We start from the raw sequence: 20422 nt of genomic DNA, 5'->3' as shown, positions 1-20422 counted from the left end.
GGGCGGCAGCGCCGCGAGGTTCGCGGCAGTGCGCGCGCGCACCGCGGTGAGCGGGGGTGATGGGGCGAGGCGTTTGCCGGCGCGCAGCATGGGGACGAGCAGGGGTTCTCCGTCCGCGGGGTCGTCCACGGTCGTGAGCAGGTCGCCGGCGAGGGCGCCGTCGGCGTCGCGGTGCCGGTATACCTGCTTGCGGCCGGGCCACGTCGCCTTGCCTTCCGAGCGTTTGCGGCGCGGCTGGCCGTCGTATTCCTGCAGCTTGTAAGCGCAATCCAGCCACGGCTGGTCCGCCGAAGTGTTCATGCGCGTGCCGACACCGAAGCCGTCGATCGGCGCACCCGAGGCGACGAGATCGCGCACGGCGTATTCGTCGAGATTGCCGCTGACGAAGATGCGCACCTTGGGCAGGCCTTCGCCGTCGAGGATCGCGCGCACGCGGCGCGCGTGTTCGGCAAGGTCGCCGCTGTCGATGCGCACGGCCTGGATCGCGATGCCGTCGGGCGCGAGGCGCGCGGCGAGATCCGCGAGCTTGCGCGCGGCGGACTCGGTGTCGTAAGTGTCGATCAGCATCGTGTTCGCCGCGGGCTGCGAGCGGGCGAAGTGTTCGAAGGCGGTGGCTTCGTCGTCGTGGGCCTGGATGAAGGAGTGGGCCATCGTGCCGTACAGGGGGATGCCCCATTGCATGCCGGCCGCGACCGTCGCGGTGCCGTCGAATCCGGCGAGATGGCTTGCGCGTGCCGAGAGCAGGCCCGCCTCGGCGCCGTGCGCGCGGCGCAGGCCGAAATCGACGAGCAGGCGGCCGTGCGCGGCCAGCGTGCAGCGCGCGGCCTTGGAGGCGACCATGGTCTGGAACTGCAGCAGGTTGATGATGCGGGTCTCGACGAGTTGGGCCTGCGGCAGCGGGGCGGTGACGCGCAGGATCGGTTCGTCGGCGAAGAACACCGTGCCTTCGGGCATCGCGTCGACGTCGCCGGTGAAGCGCAGCGGCGCGAGCCAGTCGATGAAGTTGCGGTGGAAGCGCCCGCAACCGGCGAGCCATGCGAGTTCCTCGTCGCTGAAGCGCAGGGTCTCGAGGTAGTCGAGGACCTGCTCGAGGCCGGCCGCGACCAGGAAGTTGCGGTGTTCGGGCAGGCGCCGCACGAAGAACTCGAACGATGCCGTCTTTGTCATGCCGCCGTCGAAATAGGCCTGCAGCATGGTGAGCTGGTAGAGGTCGGTGAGCAGCGCGGGGGCGGACGGGGTCATGCGGGATCCCCGATGGCGGCGGACGCGATCGCACGTGCGCCGAGGCGTGTCATCTCGTCGATGGCGCGCTGGCCGTCGCCGGGCGTGACGTCGACGGCGCGGATCGCGTCGGTGAGCAGGACCACGTCGTAGCCGTGGGCGAGGCCGTCGCGCACGGTGTTCAGGACGCAGTAGTCGGTCGCGAGGCCGCCGACCAGCAGGCGGCGCACGCCCGCAGCCTGCAGGCGGTCGTGCAGGTCGGTGCCGCCGAAGCCCGAGTAGGCGTCGAGCGCGGTGGTGACGGCCTTGGAGACGATTGTGGCGGATGCGGGCAGGGCGAGGGTCGGCGCGAACGCCGCGCCGGGCGTGCCGGCGATGCAGTGCGGCGGCCACGGACCGCCGCGCTCGCGGAAGGAGCAGTGCTCCGGCGGGTGCCAGTCGCGCGTGGCGACGACGGGCAGGTGACGCGTCGTGCAGCGCTCGATCAGTGCGTTCAGCGGCGCGACGACTTCATCGCCTCGCGGCACGGCGAGGCTGCCCCCCGGGAGGAAGTCGTTCTGCACGTCGACGATGATCAGCGTATCGCCGGGCTGCAGGGTGATCGGTGCCGCGGGGTTTTGCATCGTGCACCTCCGGTGTTCCAAGTCTCTACTTTAGACTCCCGTCCGGATCCTGCGTCCGCGCGCTCTTGCCATCGCCCTTCGCGTTGCGCTTGCCGAGGCCGAATTCCCTGCGCAGGGCGATGAGTTCGTTGATGCGGGCCTCGATGCGCTGGTTAACGCTGCCGTCGGGATAGGCGCCCTTTGCATCGGCTTCACCGGCCGCGACGCCGGTGAGGAGCGTGATCGCTTCGTCGACGGTGCTCACGGGATAGATGTGGAAGCGCCCTTCGGTGGCCGCCTGCACGACGTCGTCGCGCAGCATCAGGTGCTTGACGTTGGAGGAGGGGATCAGGACGCCTTGGTCGCCGGTGAGGCCGCGCGCCTTGCAGATGTCGAAGAAGCCCTCGATCTTTTCGTTCACGCCGCCGATCGCCTGCACCTTGCCGTGCTGGTTGACCGAGCCGGTGATCGCGAGCGATTGGCGGATCGGCACGCCCGACAAGGCGGACAGCAGTGCGCACAGTTCGGCGAGCGAGGCGCTGTCGCCTTCGACCGGACCGTAGGACTGTTCGAACACGAGGCTCGCCGACAGCGACAGGGGCCGGTTCTGCGCGTAGCGTGACGCGAGACAGGCCGACAGGATCATCACGCCCTTGGTGTGGAGGGATCGGCCGAGCTCGGCCTTGCGCTCGATGTCGACGACGTCGCCGTCGCCGAGGCGGGCGGTGGCGGTGATGCGCGTGGGGCGGCCGAACATGAAGTCGCCGAGGTCGATGACCGCGAGGCCGTTGATCTGGCCCACCTCCGCGCCGGTGGTCGAGATCAGCAGCGTGTCGCGCAGCACGGCGTCGTGCACGGCGTCGCGCAGGCGGTCGGCGCGCTCGATGCGGGCGGCCAGCGCGGCATCGATGTCGCGGCGTTGCATGGCGGGGTGGGTCGCGGCGCGTGCGACGTGGTCGGCTTCGCGCAGCAGGTCGGCGAGGTCGCGCGTGCGCGTCGACAGCTTGCCGGCGTCGTCGGCGAGGCGCGACGCGTGCTCGACGAGGCGGCCGGCCGCGTCGCGGTCGAGCGGCAGCAGGCCCTGCTGGCGGGCGAGTGCCGCGGCCTTGCGCAGGTAGTGGCGCGTGTTGTCGGGATTGCGCTCGACGACGTCCTCGAAGTCGGCGCCGATCTTGAAGAGCTCGTCGAATTCGGGATCGAGGGCCTTCAGCAGGTAGTAGTGGCGGCGCAGGCCGACCAGCACGACCTTCACGGAGAGTGGGATCGGATCCGGGTCGAGCGGCAGCGGTCCGACCCAGCCGAATACCTGCGCGAGCGACTCGATGCGCACCTGTCCGGATTTCAGCGAGCGCTTGAGGCCTTCCCAGGCATAGGCCTGGGTCAGCACCTTCTCGGCGTCGAGGATCAGGTAGCCGCCGTTGGCGCGATGCAGGGCGCCGGCGCGGATCAGCGTGAAATTGGTGACGAGCGTGCCCATGTGGGCGATCTGGTCGACGCGGCCGACGAGGTTGGGGAAGGTCGGGTGGTCCTCGAACACGATGGGCGCAGTCTGGCGTCCGTCCTGGTCGACCAGCAGGTTGACCTGGTAACGCTGCGCCGAGATGCCACCCTCGCTCGGGCCGGACGAATCGCTCTTGCTCGCCTGTTCGCGCAGCTCCTGGCCCACTTCGACGACGTCGCGCAGGACCTTGTCGAGGAAGGTCTGGAGCGTGGGCAGGTCGGCGTGGCGCTCCTTCAGCTCCTCGATGAGGTGGCCGACCGCGAGCTCCAGCGTCTCGCGGCTGGCGTCGCGCATGCGCCCCTGCATCTCGCGGCGCTGGCGCGGGAACTGCTGCAGCAGCTTGTGCAGCTTCTCGCGCAGGCCTTCGATGAGCTTGCCGATGCGCTCGCGCTCGTCCTCGGGCAGGGCGTTGAAGGCCTCGGGGTCGAGGCTCTCTTCGCCCTTCATCGGCACGAAGGCGAAACCCTGGGGGGTGCGCAGGAAGGCGATGCCCTTGTCGCTCGCCTCGTCGCCCAGCGCGCGCAGGGCGCTTTCCTCGCGTTGCTTGAACTCGTCCTGGATCGATTCGATGCGTGCGCGATACTCGTCGCTGTCGAAGCCGGCGGCGATCGCCTGGCCGAGCTCGGAGACGAATTGCTGCATGTCGTCGCGGAACTGGGCGCCGCGTCCGGGCGGCAGCTGCAGCGCGTGGGGATAGTTCGGTTCGGCGAAGTTGTTGATGTAGATCCAGTCGCCGGGCGAGGGCCGGGTGGCGGCGTGGGTTTCCAGCAGGCGCCGCACGGCGGCGTGGCGACCGCCGCCCGGCTCGCCGAGGACGAAGAGGTTGTAGCCGGGGGCGTCGATCTCCAGGGCAAGACGTACGGCCTCGACGGCGCGTCCCTGGCCGAAGATCTCGTCGGGTTCGGGCAGGGTTTCGGTGGTCTTGAAGTCGAGGAGCTCGGGGTCGCAGCGTGTGCACAGCTGCTGCGGCTCTAGCGGAGGGATGGCGGGCATCGCTGTGGTTCTCCTGCATCCAGATATTCGTTCCGGATTCCCGGTGCGTCTCGTGTGATTAGACTGGATGCGGCGGTTCTTTGCGAGACATTTGTTCGCATGGGTGCGCGTGTCATGCCGGCGGTGGCGCGCGGCGAGGAACGAAACGCCGGTCGCCGGGTCGTAAAAAGGCGGAACGGACATGCGCTCCGAACGTGGAGGATCGCAGGATGGGCAAGCGCTCCGTGCAACTCGACGAGCTGATCAGCCAGGAATACCGTCACGGCTTCTACACGCCGCTGGACGTCGATGACGTGCCGCGTGGCTTGTCCGAGGACGTGATCCGCGTGATCTCGGCGAAGAAGCAGGAGCCGGCCTTCATGCTCGAGTGGCGGCTGAAGGCGTTCCGCCACTGGCTCACGATGACCGAGCCGCACTGGGCGACGGTACATCATCCGCCGATCGACTATCAGGACATCGTCTATTACTCGGCGCCGCGCGGCAAGGCGGACGGGCCGCAGAGCCTCGCCGAGGTCGATCCCGAACTGCTGCGCACCTACGAGAAGCTCGGCGTGCCGCTGCAGGAGCGCGAGCTCCTCGCCGGCGTCGCGGTGGATGCGGTGTTCGACAGCGTGTCGGTGGCGACCACCTTCAAGGAGAAGCTGGGCGAACTGGGCATCATCTTCTGCTCATTCTCCGAGGCCGTGCGCAACCATCCCGACCTGGTGCAGGAATATCTCGGCTCGGTCGTGCCCTATACCGACAACTTCTTTGCGACGCTCAATTCGGCGGTGTTCTCCGACGGATCGTTCTGCTACATCCCGCCGGGGGTGCGCTGCCCGATGGAGCTGTCGACCTACTTCCGCATCAACGCGCGCAACACCGGTCAGTTCGAACGCACGCTGATCATCGCCGACCGCGGTGCATACGTGAGCTACCTCGAAGGCTGCACTGCGCCGATGCGCGACGAGAACCAGCTGCACGCGGCGGTCGTCGAGCTCATCGCGCGCGAAGGGGCGCAGATCAAGTATTCGACGGTGCAGAACTGGTATCCGGGCGACAAGGACGGCAAGGGCGGCATCTACAACTTCGTGACCAAGCGCGGCGACTGCCGCGAGGCGAACTCGAAGATCTCGTGGACCCAGGTGGAGACCGGCTCGGCGATCACGTGGAAGTATCCGAGCGTGATCCTGCGCGGCGACAACTCGGTCGGCGAGTTCCATTCGGTGGCGCTGACGAACCACTGGCAGCAGGCCGACACCGGCACGAAGATGATCCATCTGGGGCGCAACACGAGGAGCACGATCCTGTCGAAGGGCATCTCGGCGGGACACGGCAGCAACGCCTATCGCGGGCTGGTCAAGGTCGCGAAGAGCGCAGCCGGCGCGCGCAATTACACGCAGTGCGACTCGCTGCTGCTGGGCGATCGCTGCGCGGCGCATACCTTCCCCTACATAGAGGTGAAGAATCCGACGGCGCGCGTCGAGCACGAGGCGTCCACCTCGCGCATCGGCGAGGACCAGCTGTTCTATTGCCAGAGCCGCGGCATTTCCGCCGAGGATGCGGTGTCGCTGATCGTGTCCGGCTTCTGCAAGGAGGTGTTCAGGCAGCTGCCGATGGAGTTCGCGGTGGAGGCGCAGAAGCTGCTCGGTGTGAGCCTGGAGGGGAGCATCGGTTAGTTGTGACGCGCCCTTGGTGGAGCCTATTGTGAGTATGCATCCGGAGATGATTAGCAGGTTCCTTCCCCTTCAAGGGGAAGGACAGGATGGGGATGGGTTTCTTGCAAACGTCATGGAGTCCACCCATCCCCACCCCGGCCCTCCCCTTGAAGGGGAGGGAGGTTCATCGTGCCGAGTTCAGCGCCACGTACGGTAGGCGAGGCTGCGAGAGGGGGTTCTTATGCTTGAGATCCGCAATCTGCATGTGACCGTGGACGACAAGCCCATCCTGCGCGGTCTGGATCTGGAAGTGCGGGCGGGCGAGGTGCACGCGATCATGGGGCCGAACGGCTCGGGCAAGAGCACGCTCGCGTACGTACTGGCGGGGCGCGAAGGCTATGTCGTGACGCAGGGCGAGATCCGCTACATGGGGCGCGACCTCCTCGCGTTGGCGCCGGAAGAGCGGGCGCGCGAAGGCATCTTCCTCGCGTTCCAGTATCCAGTCGAGATTCCCGGCGTCGCGAACGTCTACCTGCTGAAGGCGGCGCTGAACGCGATGCGCCGCCATCGCGGCGAGTCCGAACTCGACGCGGTGGATTTCCTCGCGCTCGTGAAGGGGAAGCTCAAGCTCATGGACATGGACGAGGCGCTGCTGTATCGGGCGGTGAACGAGGGGTTCTCGGGCGGCGAGAAGAAGCGCAACGAGATCCTGCAGATGGCCGTGCTGGAGCCGCGGCTGGCGATCCTCGACGAGACCGATTCGGGCCTCGACATCGATGCGCTGAAGGTCGTGGCGAACGGCGTCAATGCGATGCGCAGCCCGGAGCGGGCGATGATCCTCGTGACGCACTACCAGCGCCTGCTCGATTACATCCGGCCCGACCGCGTGCATGTGCTCGCGTTAGGGCGGATCGCGTTGTCGGGCGGGCCGGACCTTGCGCAGGACTTGGAGCGGCGCGGCTATGGCTGGGTGGAGGCGGAAGCGCAGAAGCGGCACGCCGCGTCGGCGGGGGGGCCGGGATGAGAATCGGTCCGGAAGAACCCTGCGTGCCGGGATTCGTTTCGGCGTATCCGTCGCTGGCGGTTCAGCTTCCGGGGGCGACCCTTCCGTGGCTGCGGCGCAGTCGCGACGAGGCGCTCGAACGGTTTGCTGCGCTGGGCCTGCCGACGACGCGTGACGAGGACTGGAAATACACCAGCGTCGCGGCCATCGCGCGGCGGGTGTTTCGTGTGGATGCTGCGAGCGACGTGTCGGACGAGGTGCGCGCGGTCGTGCTTCTTCACGTAATCGAGGGCACGCATCGGATGGTGTTCGTCGACGGGCATTTCATGCCGGGGCTGTCGCAGCCGGCTCCGCTGCCGACAACGCTACCTCAGGGCGCGAGGATCTGCAGTCTGGCGCAGGCGGTCGAGGCGCGGGTGGATGACGTGGAATCGGTGTTTGCATCCGCCGACGATGCGGCGGACGGTTTCACGGCCCTGAACGCCGCGTTCTGGAGCGACGGAGCGTGGATCGACCTTGCGGCGGGCGTTGCGCTCGAAGCGCCGGTGCATCTGCTCTTCGTCACGACGCGCAGCGACAGCGCGTGCTTTCCGCGCAACCTGATCCGCGCCGGCGAGGGCGCGAGTGCAACGGTGATCGAGCATCATGTCGGGCCGGATGGCGCGAGCTATCTGAGCGACACGGTGACGCGCATCGTCCTCGGCCGCGGCGCGCGCATTGCGCACACGAAACTGCAGCAGGAGGGCAGAAAGGCATTTCACATCGCGGATGTTGCCGCCGAGCAGGGGCGGGACAGCGCCTTCCTGTCGCACGCGCTTGCCTTCGGCGGGCAGCTTTCGCGCGCCGCGATCGCGACCCGCCTCGGTGCCGAGGGCTGCGACGCGAAACTCGCGGGCCTGTACGTCGGGAGCGGGCGCCAGCACATCGATCACCACACCTGCATCGATCACGCCTCGCCGCGCGGCACGAGCCGCGAACTCTACAAGGGCGTGCTCGACGAGGCGGCGCGGGCGGTGTTCAACGGCCGCGTGATCGTGCGGCCGGATGCGCAACGCAGCGACGCGCTGCAGTCGAACCGCAACCTGCTGCTCTCCGAGGACGCCGAAGTCGACACCAAGCCGCAGCTCGAGATCTGGGCCGACGACGTGAAATGCGCGCACGGGGCCACCGTCGGGCAGCTCGACGCGGACCAGCTGCACTACCTGCGCGCGCGCGGAATCGCGGAAGGCGATGCGCGGGCGCTGCTGATCCGGGCCTTCGCGGCAGATGCGCTCGCGGGCATCGAGCACGGCCCGTTGCGGGTGCGGCTCGAATCATTGCTGCCGGGTGCGCTGCCCGAGACGGTATGAGGCGGTGTGAGGAGACCGACGATGCGCGACGACCCGAAGGAACGTGCGGCGCTGGGCAGGGCGGCGGTTACGGGCGCTGCGAGCGACATCCTGCGTCGGCGTGCGGACTTCCCCATCCTTGCACGCACGGTAGATGACCGTCCGCTGGTGTACCTCGACAACGGCGCGACGAGCCAGAAGCCGCAGTGCGTGATCGACGCCGAGGCGCATTACTACGCGCACCTCAATGCCAACGTGCATCGCGGCGTGCATCGCCTGAGCCAGGAGGCGACCGACGCCTATGAAGCCGCTCGCGACACGGCGCAGGCGTTCATCAATGCCGCGCAGCGCGAGGAGGTTGTGTTCGTGCGCGGCACCACCGAAGCGATCAATCTTGTCGCCAACAGCTTCGGCGCGCGTTTCCGCACCGGCGACGAGATCCTGATCACCGGTATGGAGCACCACTCCAACATCGTGCCGTGGCAGCTCGCGTGCGAGCGCAGCGGGGCGGTGCTGAAGGTGGTGCCGGTCGACGACGACGGCGAGCTGGACGTGGCGGCCTTCGCGGCCTTATTGTCGCCGCGCACGCGCATCGTCGGGCTGACGCACGTGTCGAACGCGCTGGGCACGATCAACCCGGTGCGCGAGCTGACTGCGCGGGCGCATGCACGCGGTGTGCCGGTGTTGCTCGACGGCGCGCAGGCGGTGCCGCATCTGGCGATCGACGTGCAGGCGCTCGATTGCGACTTCTACGCCTTCTCGGGGCACAAGCTGTACGGGCCCACCGGCACCGGCGTGCTGTACGGACGCCGCGCGCTGCTGGAGGCGATGCCGCCGTGGCAGGGCGGCGGCGACATGATCCGGCAGGTGAGCTTCGAGCGCACGACTTACAACGACCTGCCGTACAAGTTCGAGGCCGGCACTCCGAATATCGCCGGTGCGATCGCGCTGGGCGAGGCGATGCGTTACGTGTGCGATGTCGGCTTCGACGCGATCGCGGCGCATGAAGCCGCGCTGCTGCGCGATGCGACCGAGCGCGCCCGGGCATTTCCCGGCTTGCGCCTCATCGGCACGGCGCGAGAGAAGGCCGCGATCCTGTCCTTCGTGCTCGCGGACGTGCACGCGCACGACGTCGGCTCCATCCTCGACCACGAAGGGGTGGCCGTGCGCACCGGGCACCACTGCGCGATGCCGCTGATGGAGCGTTTCGGCGTCGCGGCGACCGTGCGCGCGTCCTTCGCGCTGTACAACACGCACGAAGACGTCGCGGCGCTGTTTGCCGCGCTGGCGAAGGTGCGGGAGGTGTTCGGCGATGCCTGACCTGCGCGATCTGTACCAGGAGCTCATCATCGACCACGGCCGGCGGCCGCGCAATTTCGGCGCGCTCGCGGATGCGAATCACACCGCCGAGGGCTTCAACCCGCTGTGCGGCGACCGCATCACGTTGTTCGTGAAGACGCGCGACGGCGTGATCGAGGATGTGCGCTTCGAAGGCACCGGCTGCGCGATCTCGACCGCGTCGGCGTCACTGATGAGCGAGGCGTTGAAGGGCCGGACCGAGGCCGAGGCGCGGGCCTTGTTCGACGGTTTCCATGCGCTGGTCACCGGACACGGCGCCGCGGACGAGCCGCCGCTGGGCAAACTGGAAGTGCTGGCCGGCGTCGCCGAATTCCCCACGCGCGTGAAGTGCGCGACGCTCGCGTGGCACACGCTGCTCGCGGCGCTGCGCGACCAGTCCGCGCCGGTGACCACCGAGCAGGACGAACAGGGCGGAACGGCGCCCGGCGGCACGGGACGGGCGCGAGATGGATAAGCGGGTGAGGAAAGGGAAGAGAGGCGACATGAGCATCTTCGATTGGCTGCACCGCGCCGAGAAGCTGAAGGCCGAGGAAGGGCCGGCGCCGCCGGCGAGCGGACTGCGGGCAGACGTCATCGCGGCGCTGCGCACCGTTTATGACCCGGAGATCCCGGTCAACATCTACGACCTGGGGCTGATCTACGGGCTCGACGTCGACGAGGAGTCCGGCAAGGTCGCCGTGCGCATGACCCTCACGGCCCCCGGCTGTCCGGTCGCGGAGACGTTTCCCGGTACCGTGCAGTGTGCGGTCGAGGAGGTCTCGGGCGTGAGCGAGGCGAGCGTCGAGCTGGTGTGGGATCCGCCTTGGTCCGCGGCGCAGATGAGCGAGGCCGCGCGCCTCGAACTGGGGTTGCTGTGATGGTGGATTGGGTGGATGTCGCGAAGGTCGACGAATTCGGCGACGGAACGGTCCGCGTCGTGGTGGTGGTCGACGGCCGCGAGGTGGCGGTGTTCAATGTGGGCGGGCGCTTCTACGCGATCGAGGACCGCTGCAGCCACGAGGAAGAGGCCTTGTCGTGGGGGGCCGTCGAGGGCGACGAGGTGATCTGCCCGCGCCATGGCGCGCGCTTCTCCCTGGTCACCGGTGCGGCGCTGACGCCGCCGGCGTGCGAGCCCGTCGCGACGTTTGCGGTGCGCGTGGAGGGCGGCGTCGTGCAGGTCGCCGCGGCGTCCGCGTACTGATCAGGTGGTTTCCAGCGCCTGCTGCGTTGCGATGTAGTGCATCACTTCGTCGGCCGGTACCGGCCGGCTGAATCGGAAGCCCTGCATCACGTCGCAGCCGTGCAGTCGCAGTGCGTCGATCTGATTTTCCGTCTCAACGCCTTCAGCCAAGACGTTGAGGCCAAAACCGCGGGCGATGCCGACGATCGCGCTGATCACGGGCGACTGGCAGCCGGAGGTTTCAAGGTCGCGGACGAAGGATTGGTCGATCTTGATGGTATTGACGGGGAAGCGGCGCAGGTAATTCAGCGACGAGAAGCGCGTGCCGAAGTCGTCGATCGAGATGCGCAGGCCGTGCGTGCGCAACTCCTGCACCTTCGCGATGACGGTTTCGGCGTCATCCATCAGCATGTTTTCGGTGATCTCGATCTCGATGCTTTCGGGCGGCAGCTGGTGGGCGCGGATCGGTTGCAGGATGCGCTCGACGATGTCGGCGCGGGTGAACTCGAGCGGCGAGATGTTCACGGCGACCTTCAGGTCGACGATACCGCGCTTGATCCAGATCGCTTGCTGGCGGCAGGCCTCGTTGAGGACCCAGTCGCTGATCGCGAAGATCAGGCCGCCTTCCTCGGCGAGCGGGATGAAGGTGTTGGGCCCGAGCATGCCGCGTTCGGGATGTTCCCAGCGCACCAGGGCCTCGACGCCGGTGACGCGGCCGCGGCGGATGTCGACCTGCGGCTGGTAGTGCAGCGTGAGCTGGCCGCTTTCGATCGCGATGCGCAGCTCGTTGTCGAGATCCACGCGCTCGCTGTGGTTGCGGCTCATCTCCTCCGTATAGCGCAGGAAACCGTTCTTGCCCTGGACCTTGACCTGGCACATCGCGATGTCTGCGTCGCGCAGCAGGTGGTCCGGCGTTTCGGCGTCGTCGGGGAATACGGCGATGCCGATGCTCGCCGTGCAGCGGAAGTCGCGACCGCCCACGATGAATGGCGTCTTCAGCGCCGTCGTGATCTTTTCCGCGATCGTGCGCACGGCCTCCGCGTCGGCGATGTCCGGCAGCAGGATCGTGAATTCGTCGCCGCTCTGGCGCGACATCGTGTCGCCGGCGCGCAGGCATTCGCGCACGCGACGGGCGAAGCTCTTGAGCAGTTCGTCGCCCTCGAGTTGGCCGTGGGTGTCGTTGACGAGCTTGAAGCGGTCGAGGTCGATGTACATCAGCCCGACCACTTCGCCGCGGCGGCGTGCCTGGCTGATCGCGAGGTTGAGGCGGTCGCGGAACAGCACGCGGTTGGGCAGGCCGGTGAGGAGGTCGTGGTAGGTCTGGTAGCTGATCGTCTCCTCGGCGTGCTTGCGCTCGGTGATGTCGCGCAGCACGCCGGCGGTGCCGACGAAGCGCTTCGCATCGCCGTCGTCGACTTCCTGCTGGTAGATGCCCTGCGAGCTCAGCATCGCGACGATGGTGCGGTTTTCGAAGCTGCGCACGTCGAGGTTGCGGCAGCGCAGCCGGATTTCCTGGTTGGTCGTTGCGCGCAGGCCGACCCGGCGTTCGGCGAAGGCGCTGCGCGCCTGCTCCAGGTCCATGGGGTGCACGATCAGCGAGTAATGCTTGCCGATGAGTTCGCCGCGGTTGTAGCCGAGCAGGGATTCGATGCGGCGGTTGAGGAAGACGAAGCGGCCTCCCGGGTCGAGCGTGTAGATGATGTCGGGTGAGTATTCGACGAGGAAGCGGTGCAGGCGCTCGGACTCCTCGAGGCGCGTGGTCATGCGCGCGTTCTCGCGTTCGAGGCGGCGTCGGCTGATGGCCTTGTCGACCGTGCGGATCAGCTCTTCCGGGTCCGCGTGCTTGCGGATGAACTCGCAGGCGCCGCGCCGCAGCGCCAGGATCGCGGAGTCGATGGCGTCGTCGCCGCTGAACACCACCACGGCGGTGTCGATGCCGGCCTCGCCCAACCACGCCATGATCTCGGTGCCGTGCATGTCGGGCAGGTGCAGGTCGAGCACCATGACGTCGACCTCGGTGTTGCCCAGGCGCGCCATCGCGTCGGCGCCGTTGGCGCAGGTAAGGATCTCGCGCCCTTCCGCGGCGAGCAGGGCGCCGTAGGCCTCACGTATGCGCGGTTCGTCGTCGACGATCAGCACCCGCGCTACGGTCTGCGCGGCGGGTCCGGCCTTGCCTGCCACGAACAGGCTCTTGCCAATCTCCATTGGAGTTCTCCGGGGCGAGCGTCACACATCGTGCGGACTCGCAAACATCATGAAACCTGGACGCACGGCAGCAGGAGCGAGAGCGTCGTGCCCACGCCCGCCTTGCTGCGGCATGTAATTCGGCAGCCGATCCTGGCGGCGATGCTGCCCACGATGGACAGGCCGTGGCCGCGATCGGCACTGCTGTGCGCCTGATCCGGGAAGGACAGGTTGCGGATCGCCTCGTCGGGCATCCCGGCACCACTGTCTTCCATACGGATCTCGACGTGTCGGCGCCCATTCTGCACGACACCATCGAGCACCGAGATTTCGAAGCGCCCACCTCGGGGCGTCGCCTCGGCGGCGTTCTTCCACAGGTTAACGAGAATCTGTTTCAGGCTGTCAGGGTCGCAGGCCGCGCGGTCGGCGTCGTCGCCGAGCCGGCTGGTGACGGCGATGCCCTTGTCGCCGAAGAGTGGCGCGCCATACAGGGCGAGCAGTTCGCGCACCAACGCGGTGACGGCCACGGACGTCGCGGCGCCGGCTGGCGTCGGCACCTCGTTCATGCGTCGCACGATGCCGGCGACGCGGTCGATCTCGTCGCGCAAGACGTCGATCTCGTGCCGTACGTCGCTGTTTTCCGGCAGCCTCTGGTCGAGGATGCGCAGGTAGCTCTTGATGATCCCGAGTGGGTTGCCCACTTCATGCACGATGCGTCGTGCCTGGCGGCGGAAGGCTGCGGCCGCTTCGTCCTCGGCCTGCTTGCGACTGGCGGTTGCGTCTTGCCACGCCTCGACGCTCACGCCGCCGATGCGGCCGAAGTTCAGCAGCCAGGGCGTGCGGCGCTTGAGCCGCCCGTGGTCCACCCGGCCGAGTGCGAACAGCATCACGCCGACGGTGCGGCGCTTGCCGACCATCGGCACCGCGAGGATGCCTTCGCTGTCGAATGCGCGCGCGAGCTGGCGGTCGAGCAGGGATTCGCGCGGCGGCCGGACGTCGTCGAAGCTGCTGCGGACCTCGCGTTCGGCGATCGCTTGCGTCGCGAGCCCGGCATCGGTGCCGCGCGGGACGCGCGTCTGGCGGAAGATGGCGGCCTGACCGGCGATCTCGCCGCCGGTCAGCTCGCCCGATTCGCGGTCGATCAGCAGGAAGCCCATGTGCGGCAGTTCGAACAGGATGCGCGCGGATTCGCGCAGGGCATTCAGCAGTTCGGTCTCGCTCGCGAGTTCGAACAGATCCTGCTGCAGCGGGTGCATGACCGCCATGTCGCAGATGCGCTCGGCCAACGCGCGGTCCGCTTCGTGCGGCGCCTTGGTGGCGGTCAGGACCGTGACGTTGGGGAGCGTGCGCTGCGGGGAGATGTCGTCGGCCTCCGGCCGTGCCGCGACCCCCATGGCGGTGGCAATGACTTGGACATGGTCGAGGGCGCGGGTCAGGATGCGTCCGGCGTCGAACCCCGAATCGGTGCCGAAGAGTGTCGCGGCGAGTTCCTCGAAGGGTGCAAGGCCTTGCACGCCGCGCGCAAGCGCGTCGGCGAACCACACCAGGCGCGGCAGGTTCGACGCGGTGGCGATTTCATCCGCGCTCGCGTGGTGGAACAGCAGGGCATCGGCGAGTCCGCTGTCGAGGCGCCACTGGTCGGCAAGCCAGGTGCCGACCTCGCAGTGGTCGGTGGACAGGCTGGTGCGTTCGAGCTCGATCAGCTTGTCTTCATCGCCGGTCTGCGAGAGCAGCCACGCATATTGTTCCCCCAGCGCAGACATGAGCACGAGCTGGCCGACATCGTGCAGGAGTCCTGCGAGAAAGGCCTCGCCGGGGTTGGGATAGCCGGTCGCGGACGCCATCGCCCGGCTTGTCTCGGCGACGAGCAGCGAATGGCGCCAGAAGTCGGTGAGGTCGACGGACACGGTGCGGGCATCGGCGTCGAACAGCCGCTTGACCGCGAGGCAGGTGGCCATGGAGCGCACCATGCGGGTTCCGAGCAGCGAGACGCAGGCCTTGATGTCGCTTGCAGGGGTGCTGCGGTAGAACGCGGCCGAATTGGCGGCGGTCAGGATGCGCGCGCTGAGCGCGGGATCCTTGCTCACGATCGCGGCGAGGGATTCGATCGTCGAGGATTCGTCGTCCAGTTGCTGAATCAGGCGCAGCAGCACCTGCGGCAGCGGCGGGACGTTCGCGCCTTCGATTGCAACCGTGACGGTTTGCGGAAGCTGTAGATCGCGCATTGGTCGGATTATTCGATTGCCGAATCGCACTGTCCGTGATGGGTACTGCAGCCTGCGCACTTCGCTAGGGGCAAACTGTTATGGTTTGTCGACAATAACCTGTAAATGATAGTAACCGAAGATCCGGCGTCTGCGCAGGCTTGCCCGGAATCGGGCAGGGGCTTGTTTGGTTGAAGTGTGCAATTTTCACGCACGTTCGGACCTCGCGGCCATTGCGCAACGGCCATTGCCATCCATGCTGAGAACAGGTCGCGGACCGGGGACTTGGGATGGACATCTGGCGCGGACAGGTCGAGGAGGTGCTGGCAGGGCTTGAAACGGGCGGCGAGGGCCTGCGGGCCGCCGAGGCCGAGCGCCGTCTCGCGACCTTCGGCCGCAACTGCGTCGCGGCCCGTCCGCGCCAACTGCTTGCGCTGCGTTTCGCGCGCGAATTCACCCACTTCTTCGCGATCGTTCTGTGGATCGCCGCGGTGCTCGCGCTGATTGCCGACCGCTTCGATCCGGGTCAGGGCATGGGCGCGTTGGCGGCGGCGATCGTCGGCGTGATCTTCGTGAATGGCTGCTTCTCGTTCTGGCAGGAGTTCCGGGCGGAGCGGGCGGTCGAGGCGCTGGCGGCGCTGCTGCCGCAGCGTGCGCTGGCGTTCCGCGACGGAAAGCCGGATGTGGTGCTGGCGCAGAATCTCGTGCCGGGCGACGTGATCGTGCTGGAGGCAGGCGACAACGTGCCGGCCGATTGCCGCGTGATCGAGGCCCGCGGCCTGCGCGTCAATGCCGCGACGGTGACGGGCGAATCGCGGCCGGTGGGGCGGGTGGCCGAGCCGGTGGAGGCCGCCGGGACGGCGGATGCCCGCAACCTGGTGCTCGCGGGGACTTCGGTGGTGGCCGGGCATGCGCGGGCGGTGGTGTTCGCGACCGGCATGCACACCGAGTTCGGTCGCATCGCGCACCTGAGCCAGCACATCGAGGAGCGGCCGTCGCCGCTGGCGCTGGAGATCGCCCGCCTGTCGCGGTTGGTCGCGCTGGCGGCCACGGCGCTGGGTGTGGTCTTCTTCGTCGTCGGTCGCGCGATCGGCGTGCCTTTCTGGGACAGCGCGCTGTTCGCGATCGCAATCATCGTCGCGAACGTGCCCGAGGGTCTGCTGCCGACCGTGACCCTGTCGCTCGCGATGGCGACGCAGCGCATGGCACGGCGCAATGCGCTGGTGCGCCACCTGCCGGCGGTCGAGGCGCTCGGCGCGACGACGGTGATCTGCACCGACAAGACCGGCACGCTGACCGAGAACCGCATGCGTGTCGTCAGCCTGATGACGGGGGGAAGGGCGTGGATGCCGCGCCCCGAGCGGGCGGTGGAGGCCAATGAGGCGGGCGCGACGCCGGCGCTGGCGGGCCTGCTCGCCGTCGCCGCGAGGTGTCACGGCCTGCGGCTCGATCCGGATGCCGAAGGCGGCTATGCGGGCGATCCGATGGAGGTCGCGCTGGTCGAGTGTGCGGCGGCCTGGGGCGTGCGCGAGTCGGGCACGCGGGTCGCCGAGCTGCCGTTCGAGACGGGGCGCAACCGCATGTCGGTGGCGGCCGCGGATGGCGGTGCGGTATGGCTGCTGTGCAAGGGGGCGCCGGAGGTCGTCGTGCCGCGTTGCGTGCTGCAGCGCGCACCCGACGGCGGGATGGTGGCGGTGGACGAGGACGCCATCCGCGGCGCGCTCGATGCGATGGCGCGCCGGGGCCTGCGGGTGATCGCGTTCGCGCGACGGCAGCTCGATGCCGGCGAGACCGTGGCCGATGACGGGGCCGAGCGCGAGCTGATCCTCGAAGGCCTGGCCGGCATCGAGGATCCGCCGCGCGCAGACGTGCGCGAGGCGGTGGCGCGCTGCCGCGAGGCGGGCATCCGCGTGATCATGGTGACGGGGGACTACCCGGCGACGGCCGTCGCGATCGGGCGCGAGATCGGCCTGACCGGCGATGCGCCGCGGGTGCTGCGCGGCGAGGACGTCGCACGCATGAACGCGGCGCAGCTCGCGCTGGCGCTCGAGAGCCCGCAGGTGATCTGCGCGCGCGTCACGGCCGAGCACAAGCTGCGCGTCGTCCAGACCTTGCAGCAGCGAGGCGAGGTGGTCGCGGTGACGGGCGACGGCGTGAACGACGCGCCGGCGCTGCGGGCGGCGGACATCGGCATCGCGATGGGACGCAGCGGCACCGACGTGGCGAAGGAGGCGGCCGACATGGTGCTGCTGGACGACCACTTCGCGACCATCGTCAGCGCCATCGAGGAAGGGCGCGCGGTGTTCGAGAACCTGCGCAAGTTCCTGACCTACATCCTCACGTCCAACATTCCCGAGCTGGTGCCGTGCCTGGTATTCGCGTTGCTGCGCGTGCCGCTGCCGCTGACGGTGATCCAGATCCTCGCCGTCGACCTCGGCACCGACATGCTCCCGGCGCTCGCGCTCGGTGCCGAGCCGCCGTCGCCGGGACTGATGAAGCGGCCGCCGCGTCCGCGCAGCGCACGTCTGGTGGACGGGGCGCTGATCGCGCGGGCCTACCTCTTCCTCGGCGTGCTGGAGTCGGCTGCGTCGCTCGCCATGTTCTTCGGCGTGCTCGCGGCGGGGGGCTGGGTGCGCGGCGAGGCGCTCGGCAGGCTGGATCCGCTGTACCTGGAGGCGACCACGACCTGCCTGGCGACGATCGTCGTGATGCAGGTCGCGAACCTGTTCCTGTGCCGCGATGCGCGCCTGCCGGCCTGGCCTCCGCGGCTGGCGGCCAATCCGCTGCTGCTGTGGGGGCTGGGATTCGAGCTGGCGCTGATCGCGGCGATCGTGTACCTGCCCGTCGGCAACGCCATCTTCGGCACCGCGCCGCTGGACGCCGAAACCTGGCTGCGGATGCTGCCGCTGGCGCTCGCGATGGTGCTGCTGGAGGAGGGGCGCAAGGCGTGGCTGCGGCGCCGGGCGGGTCGGTAGTCGCAGCGCGTGCCTACGGAGCGGGCGCCGGGCGACGGTAGTCGCGCAGCAGGCCCAGCGCCTCGTCGTCCTCGACCTGCGTGAAGTCGCCGTAGAAGCCGCTGATGCCGCCCAGCCAGGTCGGCTTCAGCACGCATTCGATGTGGTCGCAGTGGCGGGCGAGGGTGTCCAGCGTGTCGGGCGGCGCGACCGGGACGGCGACGATCAGCTCGTACGGCCGCTTCGCGCGGATCACGTGCAACGCCGCGAGCATCGTCGCACCGGTCGCCACCCCGTCGTCGGTGACGATGACCGAGCGTCCGGTGATCTCGGCGGCGGGGCGCACGGCGCGGAAACGCTCCTTGCGGCGGTCGATCTCGGCGATCTGGTGGGCGCGTTCGCGTTCGAGATATTCGTCATCGACGCCGATCACCGAGCGCGCGTAGTCCGCCAGGTATTCCTCGCCATCCTCGCCGATCGCGCCGACCGCGAGCTCCGGGTCGTGGCGGGCGCGCAGCTTGCGGGCGAGCACGACGTCGAGCTCCGCGCCGAGCTCGCGCGCAAGCTCGGCCCCGGTGACGACGCCGCCGCGCGGAATCGCCAGCACCAGCGGATCCTTCAGCGGGCGCCCCTTGAGCTTCGCCGCGAGTTGACGCGCGGCGTCTTCCCTGTCCTTGAACATGGCCGTCTCCGAACATTCATTTCAGTTATGGCGGATTGCGGCGGAAAGGCAAGGAAACGGGGTACTGGCCCCGGCGGGCCCCGCTTCAGGAAGGCGCGACGCCGCGCCGCACCATCTCGACCATCGCGTCGGCGATCTGCTGCGGGGTGCGGCGGCCTTCGCGGTACCACAGGTATACCCAGTTCATGCCGCCGAGCAGGAAGAGGCGCAGCAGCGAGCGGTCGGTGCCGGCGGCCACGGGCAGGGCGTTGACGAGTTCGCGGAACAGCTGCTCGTAGGCTTCGCGCGCGGGCTGGATCTTGGCGAGCAGCTCCTGGTTGCCGATGAGCGCGAGGTTGTGCCCCGTGATGCGCTCGACCGCCGGGCCTTCGATCATCTGGGCGACGTGCACCTCGCAGGCGCGGCGCAGGCGCTCCCAAGGGTCGGAAAGCGCTTCGATCTCGGTCGTGATCGTGCTCATCACGCGCTGGAAGCCTTCGCGGTGGACGGCGAGGTAGAGCTCGTCCTTGGAGGCGAAGTGATGGTAGACCGAGCCGGGCAGCAGGCCGACCTTGCGCGCAATGTCTCGAATCGAGCTGCGATCGTAACCCTGCTCGGAAAAGAGTTCGGCAGCGGCGTTGAGGATGATCTGGCGGCGGTCGAGCGGTTCGTCCTTGTCGCCCGTACCGTCGCCCGCGGACGTCGCGAGCTGGGCGCTGAGGGTGCCGCGTTCGAGGAGCTCGCGCTGGTTGTCGGTGAGCGCGGCGAGGCCTTCCGGGGTGGCATCCACCAGCGCCTGCAGGCGCTTGGCGGTGGTCTCGAGACCGTGCTTCTGCCAGATGTAGCGCACGCCGGAAGGGGAAATCGTCAGGCCGGCGCGGCGCAGACGCTCCGCCACGGCGGCCTGCCCGAGTTCGGGTTCCTCGCGCGACAGTCGCAGGATCTCCTCCTCGGTGGAGGAAAGATGCGAATCGTCGTGAGCGGCGGCCAAGGCGGATGTCATCAGGAAGGTGGCTGGATGCGGTTGTCGGTCGAAATCATAGCGTGCAGGGCGCCGGGCTGCATGTCCGGTGCGGGGTTGGTGGGAGTGCCGGCTGCTGTTCGGCGTATCCCTTGCTGATGATTAGACTACTTGACCAAGTGTTTGACAAGTCTGTTTTGTGTCTGTAGCTTAATCGGGCACCGTCAGGCCATGCGCCTGCGGGAGCAAGACTCGAGAGCGGCCATCCAGGCTGCCACCCGCCGTACCCGCTTCGGGGCGGCAAAGAACGGAGACAAGACGCAATGACCACCGCACCTGTTGCAGCCGCGCCTCGTGCCGGCGAGCCCCCGCCCTCCCGTTCCGTCCCCCCGGCGATTCCCTTGCCCGGAGTTCTGGCGCGGCGTCCCTGACGCCCAGTCAGCCGCCGCGCACGCGCGGCTTCCTTCCTTTCATCTCTAGTGTTTCCGCGCCAAAGGCGCGGACGGCCGGGGTTCGTCGATGGATATTCAGATAGCGCTGTTGCTCGCACAGGACGGCATCACCAACGGTGCGATCTACGCGCTGCTCGCGCTCGCGCTGGTGCTGGTGTTTGCCGTGACGCGGGTGATCTTCATTCCGCAGGGGGAGTTCGTCG

The 20422-nt window shown here is 68.4% G+C and carries 15 protein-coding genes and 1 pseudogene; 9 read left to right on the top strand and 7 right to left on the bottom strand.

Annotated elements, in window-relative coordinates:
• From GPA27_RS24565 to GPA27_RS24555, 3 genes are all read right to left on the bottom strand, one after another.
• On the bottom strand, positions 1 to 1242 hold a 1242-nt coding region (locus GPA27_RS24565), incomplete at its 3' end, for a nicotinate phosphoribosyltransferase (RefSeq protein WP_169143064.1).
• Positions 1239 to 1844 carry an isochorismatase family protein gene (locus GPA27_RS24560; protein WP_169143063.1) on the bottom strand — a complete coding sequence of 202 codons (606 nt, stop codon included), beginning with the start codon at positions 1842 to 1844 and terminating at the stop codon, positions 1239 to 1241. The genes GPA27_RS24565 and GPA27_RS24560, both read right to left, overlap by 4 nt.
• Before the next feature lie 25 nt (positions 1845 to 1869).
• Positions 1870 to 4317 (bottom strand): Lon protease family protein, encoded by a 2448-nt coding sequence (locus GPA27_RS24555; protein WP_169143062.1) that lies wholly within the window; start codon positions 4315 to 4317, stop codon positions 1870 to 1872.
• 209 nt (positions 4318 to 4526) lie between these two features.
• Between GPA27_RS24555 and sufB the strand changes: the two genes are divergently transcribed.
• The 7 genes from sufB (at position 4527) to GPA27_RS24520 (ending at position 10824) form a co-directional block, all read left to right on the top strand.
• A complete protein-coding gene (gene sufB / locus GPA27_RS24550; protein ID WP_169143061.1) occupies positions 4527 to 5975 on the top strand; it encodes a Fe-S cluster assembly protein SufB in 1449 nt (482 codons plus the stop codon).
• A 220-nt stretch (positions 5976 to 6195) separates the two neighbouring features.
• Positions 6196 to 6978, top strand: a complete 783-nt coding sequence (sufC, locus tag GPA27_RS24545; RefSeq protein ID WP_169143060.1) for a Fe-S cluster assembly ATPase SufC — start codon at positions 6196 to 6198, stop codon at positions 6976 to 6978.
• Positions 6975 to 8306 carry a Fe-S cluster assembly protein SufD gene (gene sufD, locus GPA27_RS24540; protein ID WP_169143059.1) on the top strand — a complete coding sequence of 444 codons (1332 nt, stop codon included), beginning with the start codon at positions 6975 to 6977 and terminating at the stop codon, positions 8304 to 8306. Before sufC ends, sufD begins: the two co-directional genes overlap by 4 nt.
• A 21-nt stretch (positions 8307 to 8327) precedes the next feature.
• A complete protein-coding gene (locus GPA27_RS24535; RefSeq protein ID WP_246261450.1) occupies positions 8328 to 9605 on the top strand; it encodes a cysteine desulfurase in 1278 nt (425 codons plus the stop codon).
• Positions 9598 to 10098, top strand: coding sequence for a Fe-S cluster assembly sulfur transfer protein SufU (gene sufU / locus GPA27_RS24530; protein ID WP_169143058.1), 501 nt, complete (start codon positions 9598 to 9600; stop codon positions 10096 to 10098). The genes GPA27_RS24535 and sufU overlap by 8 nt, the downstream gene beginning before the upstream one ends.
• A 28-nt stretch (positions 10099 to 10126) precedes the next feature.
• Positions 10127 to 10501 (top strand): SUF system Fe-S cluster assembly protein, encoded by a 375-nt coding sequence (locus tag GPA27_RS24525; RefSeq protein WP_050416387.1) that lies wholly within the window; start codon positions 10127 to 10129, stop codon positions 10499 to 10501.
• Positions 10501 to 10824: a non-heme iron oxygenase ferredoxin subunit gene (locus tag GPA27_RS24520; protein WP_169143057.1), complete on the top strand. Its 324-nt coding sequence runs from the start codon at positions 10501 to 10503 to the stop codon at positions 10822 to 10824. Before GPA27_RS24525 ends, GPA27_RS24520 begins: the two co-directional genes overlap by 1 nt.
• On the opposite strand, the gene GPA27_RS24515 is transcribed toward GPA27_RS24520, so the two are convergent.
• Entirely contained in the window at positions 10825 to 13008 is a 2184-nt protein-coding gene (locus GPA27_RS24515) for a putative bifunctional diguanylate cyclase/phosphodiesterase (protein WP_169143056.1), read from the bottom strand. It abuts the gene before it with no gap.
• A 47-nt stretch (positions 13009 to 13055) separates the two neighbouring features.
• A complete protein-coding gene (locus tag GPA27_RS24510) occupies positions 13056 to 15212 on the bottom strand; it encodes an HDOD domain-containing protein (RefSeq protein WP_169143055.1) in 2157 nt (718 codons plus the stop codon).
• Positions 15213 to 15481: 269 nt separating this feature from the next.
• Between GPA27_RS24510 and GPA27_RS24505 the strand changes: the two genes are divergently transcribed.
• The gene (locus tag GPA27_RS24505) at positions 15482 to 18166 is read left to right on the top strand and encodes a cation-translocating P-type ATPase (protein ID WP_169143054.1); all 2685 of its coding nucleotides are present in this window, start codon (positions 15482 to 15484) and stop codon (positions 18164 to 18166) included.
• 13 nt (positions 18167 to 18179) lie between these two features.
• Here the strand turns inward: GPA27_RS24505 and GPA27_RS24500 are convergent, their stop codons facing one another.
• Both GPA27_RS24500 and GPA27_RS24495 read right to left on the bottom strand, forming a co-directional pair.
• The gene (locus GPA27_RS24500; RefSeq protein WP_169143053.1) at positions 18180 to 18827 is read right to left on the bottom strand and encodes a phosphoribosyltransferase; all 648 of its coding nucleotides are present in this window, start codon (positions 18825 to 18827) and stop codon (positions 18180 to 18182) included.
• Between the two features lie 85 nt (positions 18828 to 18912).
• A complete protein-coding gene (locus GPA27_RS24495) occupies positions 18913 to 19809 on the bottom strand; it encodes a TetR/AcrR family transcriptional regulator (protein ID WP_169143052.1) in 897 nt (298 codons plus the stop codon).
• Positions 19810 to 20286: 477 nt separating this feature from the next.
• Between GPA27_RS24495 and GPA27_RS24490 the strand changes: the two are divergent.
• Positions 20287 to 20422, top strand: a pseudogene (locus tag GPA27_RS24490) (branched-chain amino acid ABC transporter permease); the annotation flags it as partial.

The organism is Aromatoleum toluolicum (assembly GCF_012911005.2).
Lineage (GTDB): Bacteria > Pseudomonadota > Gammaproteobacteria > Burkholderiales > Rhodocyclaceae > Aromatoleum > Aromatoleum toluolicum.
The sequence above is the reverse complement of the archived record's forward strand: the minus strand, read 5'-3'. Positions and strand labels throughout refer to the sequence as shown.

Excerpts from the sequence above, each read along its gene's own strand:
- GPA27_RS24560 (WP_169143063.1), bottom strand. The coding sequence starts at position 1,844 with ATGCAAAACCCCGCGGCACCGATCACCCTGCAGCCCGGCGATACGCTG.
- GPA27_RS24555 (WP_169143062.1), bottom strand. The coding sequence starts at position 4,317 with ATGCCCGCCATCCCTCCGCTAGAGCCGCAGCAGCTGTGCACACGCTGC.
- sufB (WP_169143061.1), top strand. The coding sequence starts at position 4,527 with ATGGGCAAGCGCTCCGTGCAACTCGACGAGCTGATCAGCCAGGAATAC.
- sufC (WP_169143060.1), top strand. The coding sequence starts at position 6,196 with ATGCTTGAGATCCGCAATCTGCATGTGACCGTGGACGACAAGCCCATC.
- sufD (WP_169143059.1), top strand. The coding sequence starts at position 6,975 with ATGAGAATCGGTCCGGAAGAACCCTGCGTGCCGGGATTCGTTTCGGCG.
- GPA27_RS24535 (WP_246261450.1), top strand. The coding sequence starts at position 8,328 with ATGCGCGACGACCCGAAGGAACGTGCGGCGCTGGGCAGGGCGGCGGTT.
- sufU (WP_169143058.1), top strand. The coding sequence starts at position 9,598 with ATGCCTGACCTGCGCGATCTGTACCAGGAGCTCATCATCGACCACGGC.
- GPA27_RS24525 (WP_050416387.1), top strand. The coding sequence starts at position 10,127 with ATGAGCATCTTCGATTGGCTGCACCGCGCCGAGAAGCTGAAGGCCGAG.
- GPA27_RS24520 (WP_169143057.1), top strand. The coding sequence starts at position 10,501 with ATGGTGGATTGGGTGGATGTCGCGAAGGTCGACGAATTCGGCGACGGA.
- GPA27_RS24515 (WP_169143056.1), bottom strand. The coding sequence starts at position 13,008 with ATGGAGATTGGCAAGAGCCTGTTCGTGGCAGGCAAGGCCGGACCCGCC.
- GPA27_RS24510 (WP_169143055.1), bottom strand. The coding sequence starts at position 15,212 with ATGCGCGATCTACAGCTTCCGCAAACCGTCACGGTTGCAATCGAAGGC.
- GPA27_RS24505 (WP_169143054.1), top strand. The coding sequence starts at position 15,482 with ATGGACATCTGGCGCGGACAGGTCGAGGAGGTGCTGGCAGGGCTTGAA.
- GPA27_RS24500 (WP_169143053.1), bottom strand. The coding sequence starts at position 18,827 with ATGTTCAAGGACAGGGAAGACGCCGCGCGTCAACTCGCGGCGAAGCTC.
- GPA27_RS24495 (WP_169143052.1), bottom strand. The coding sequence starts at position 19,809 with ATGACATCCGCCTTGGCCGCCGCTCACGACGATTCGCATCTTTCCTCC.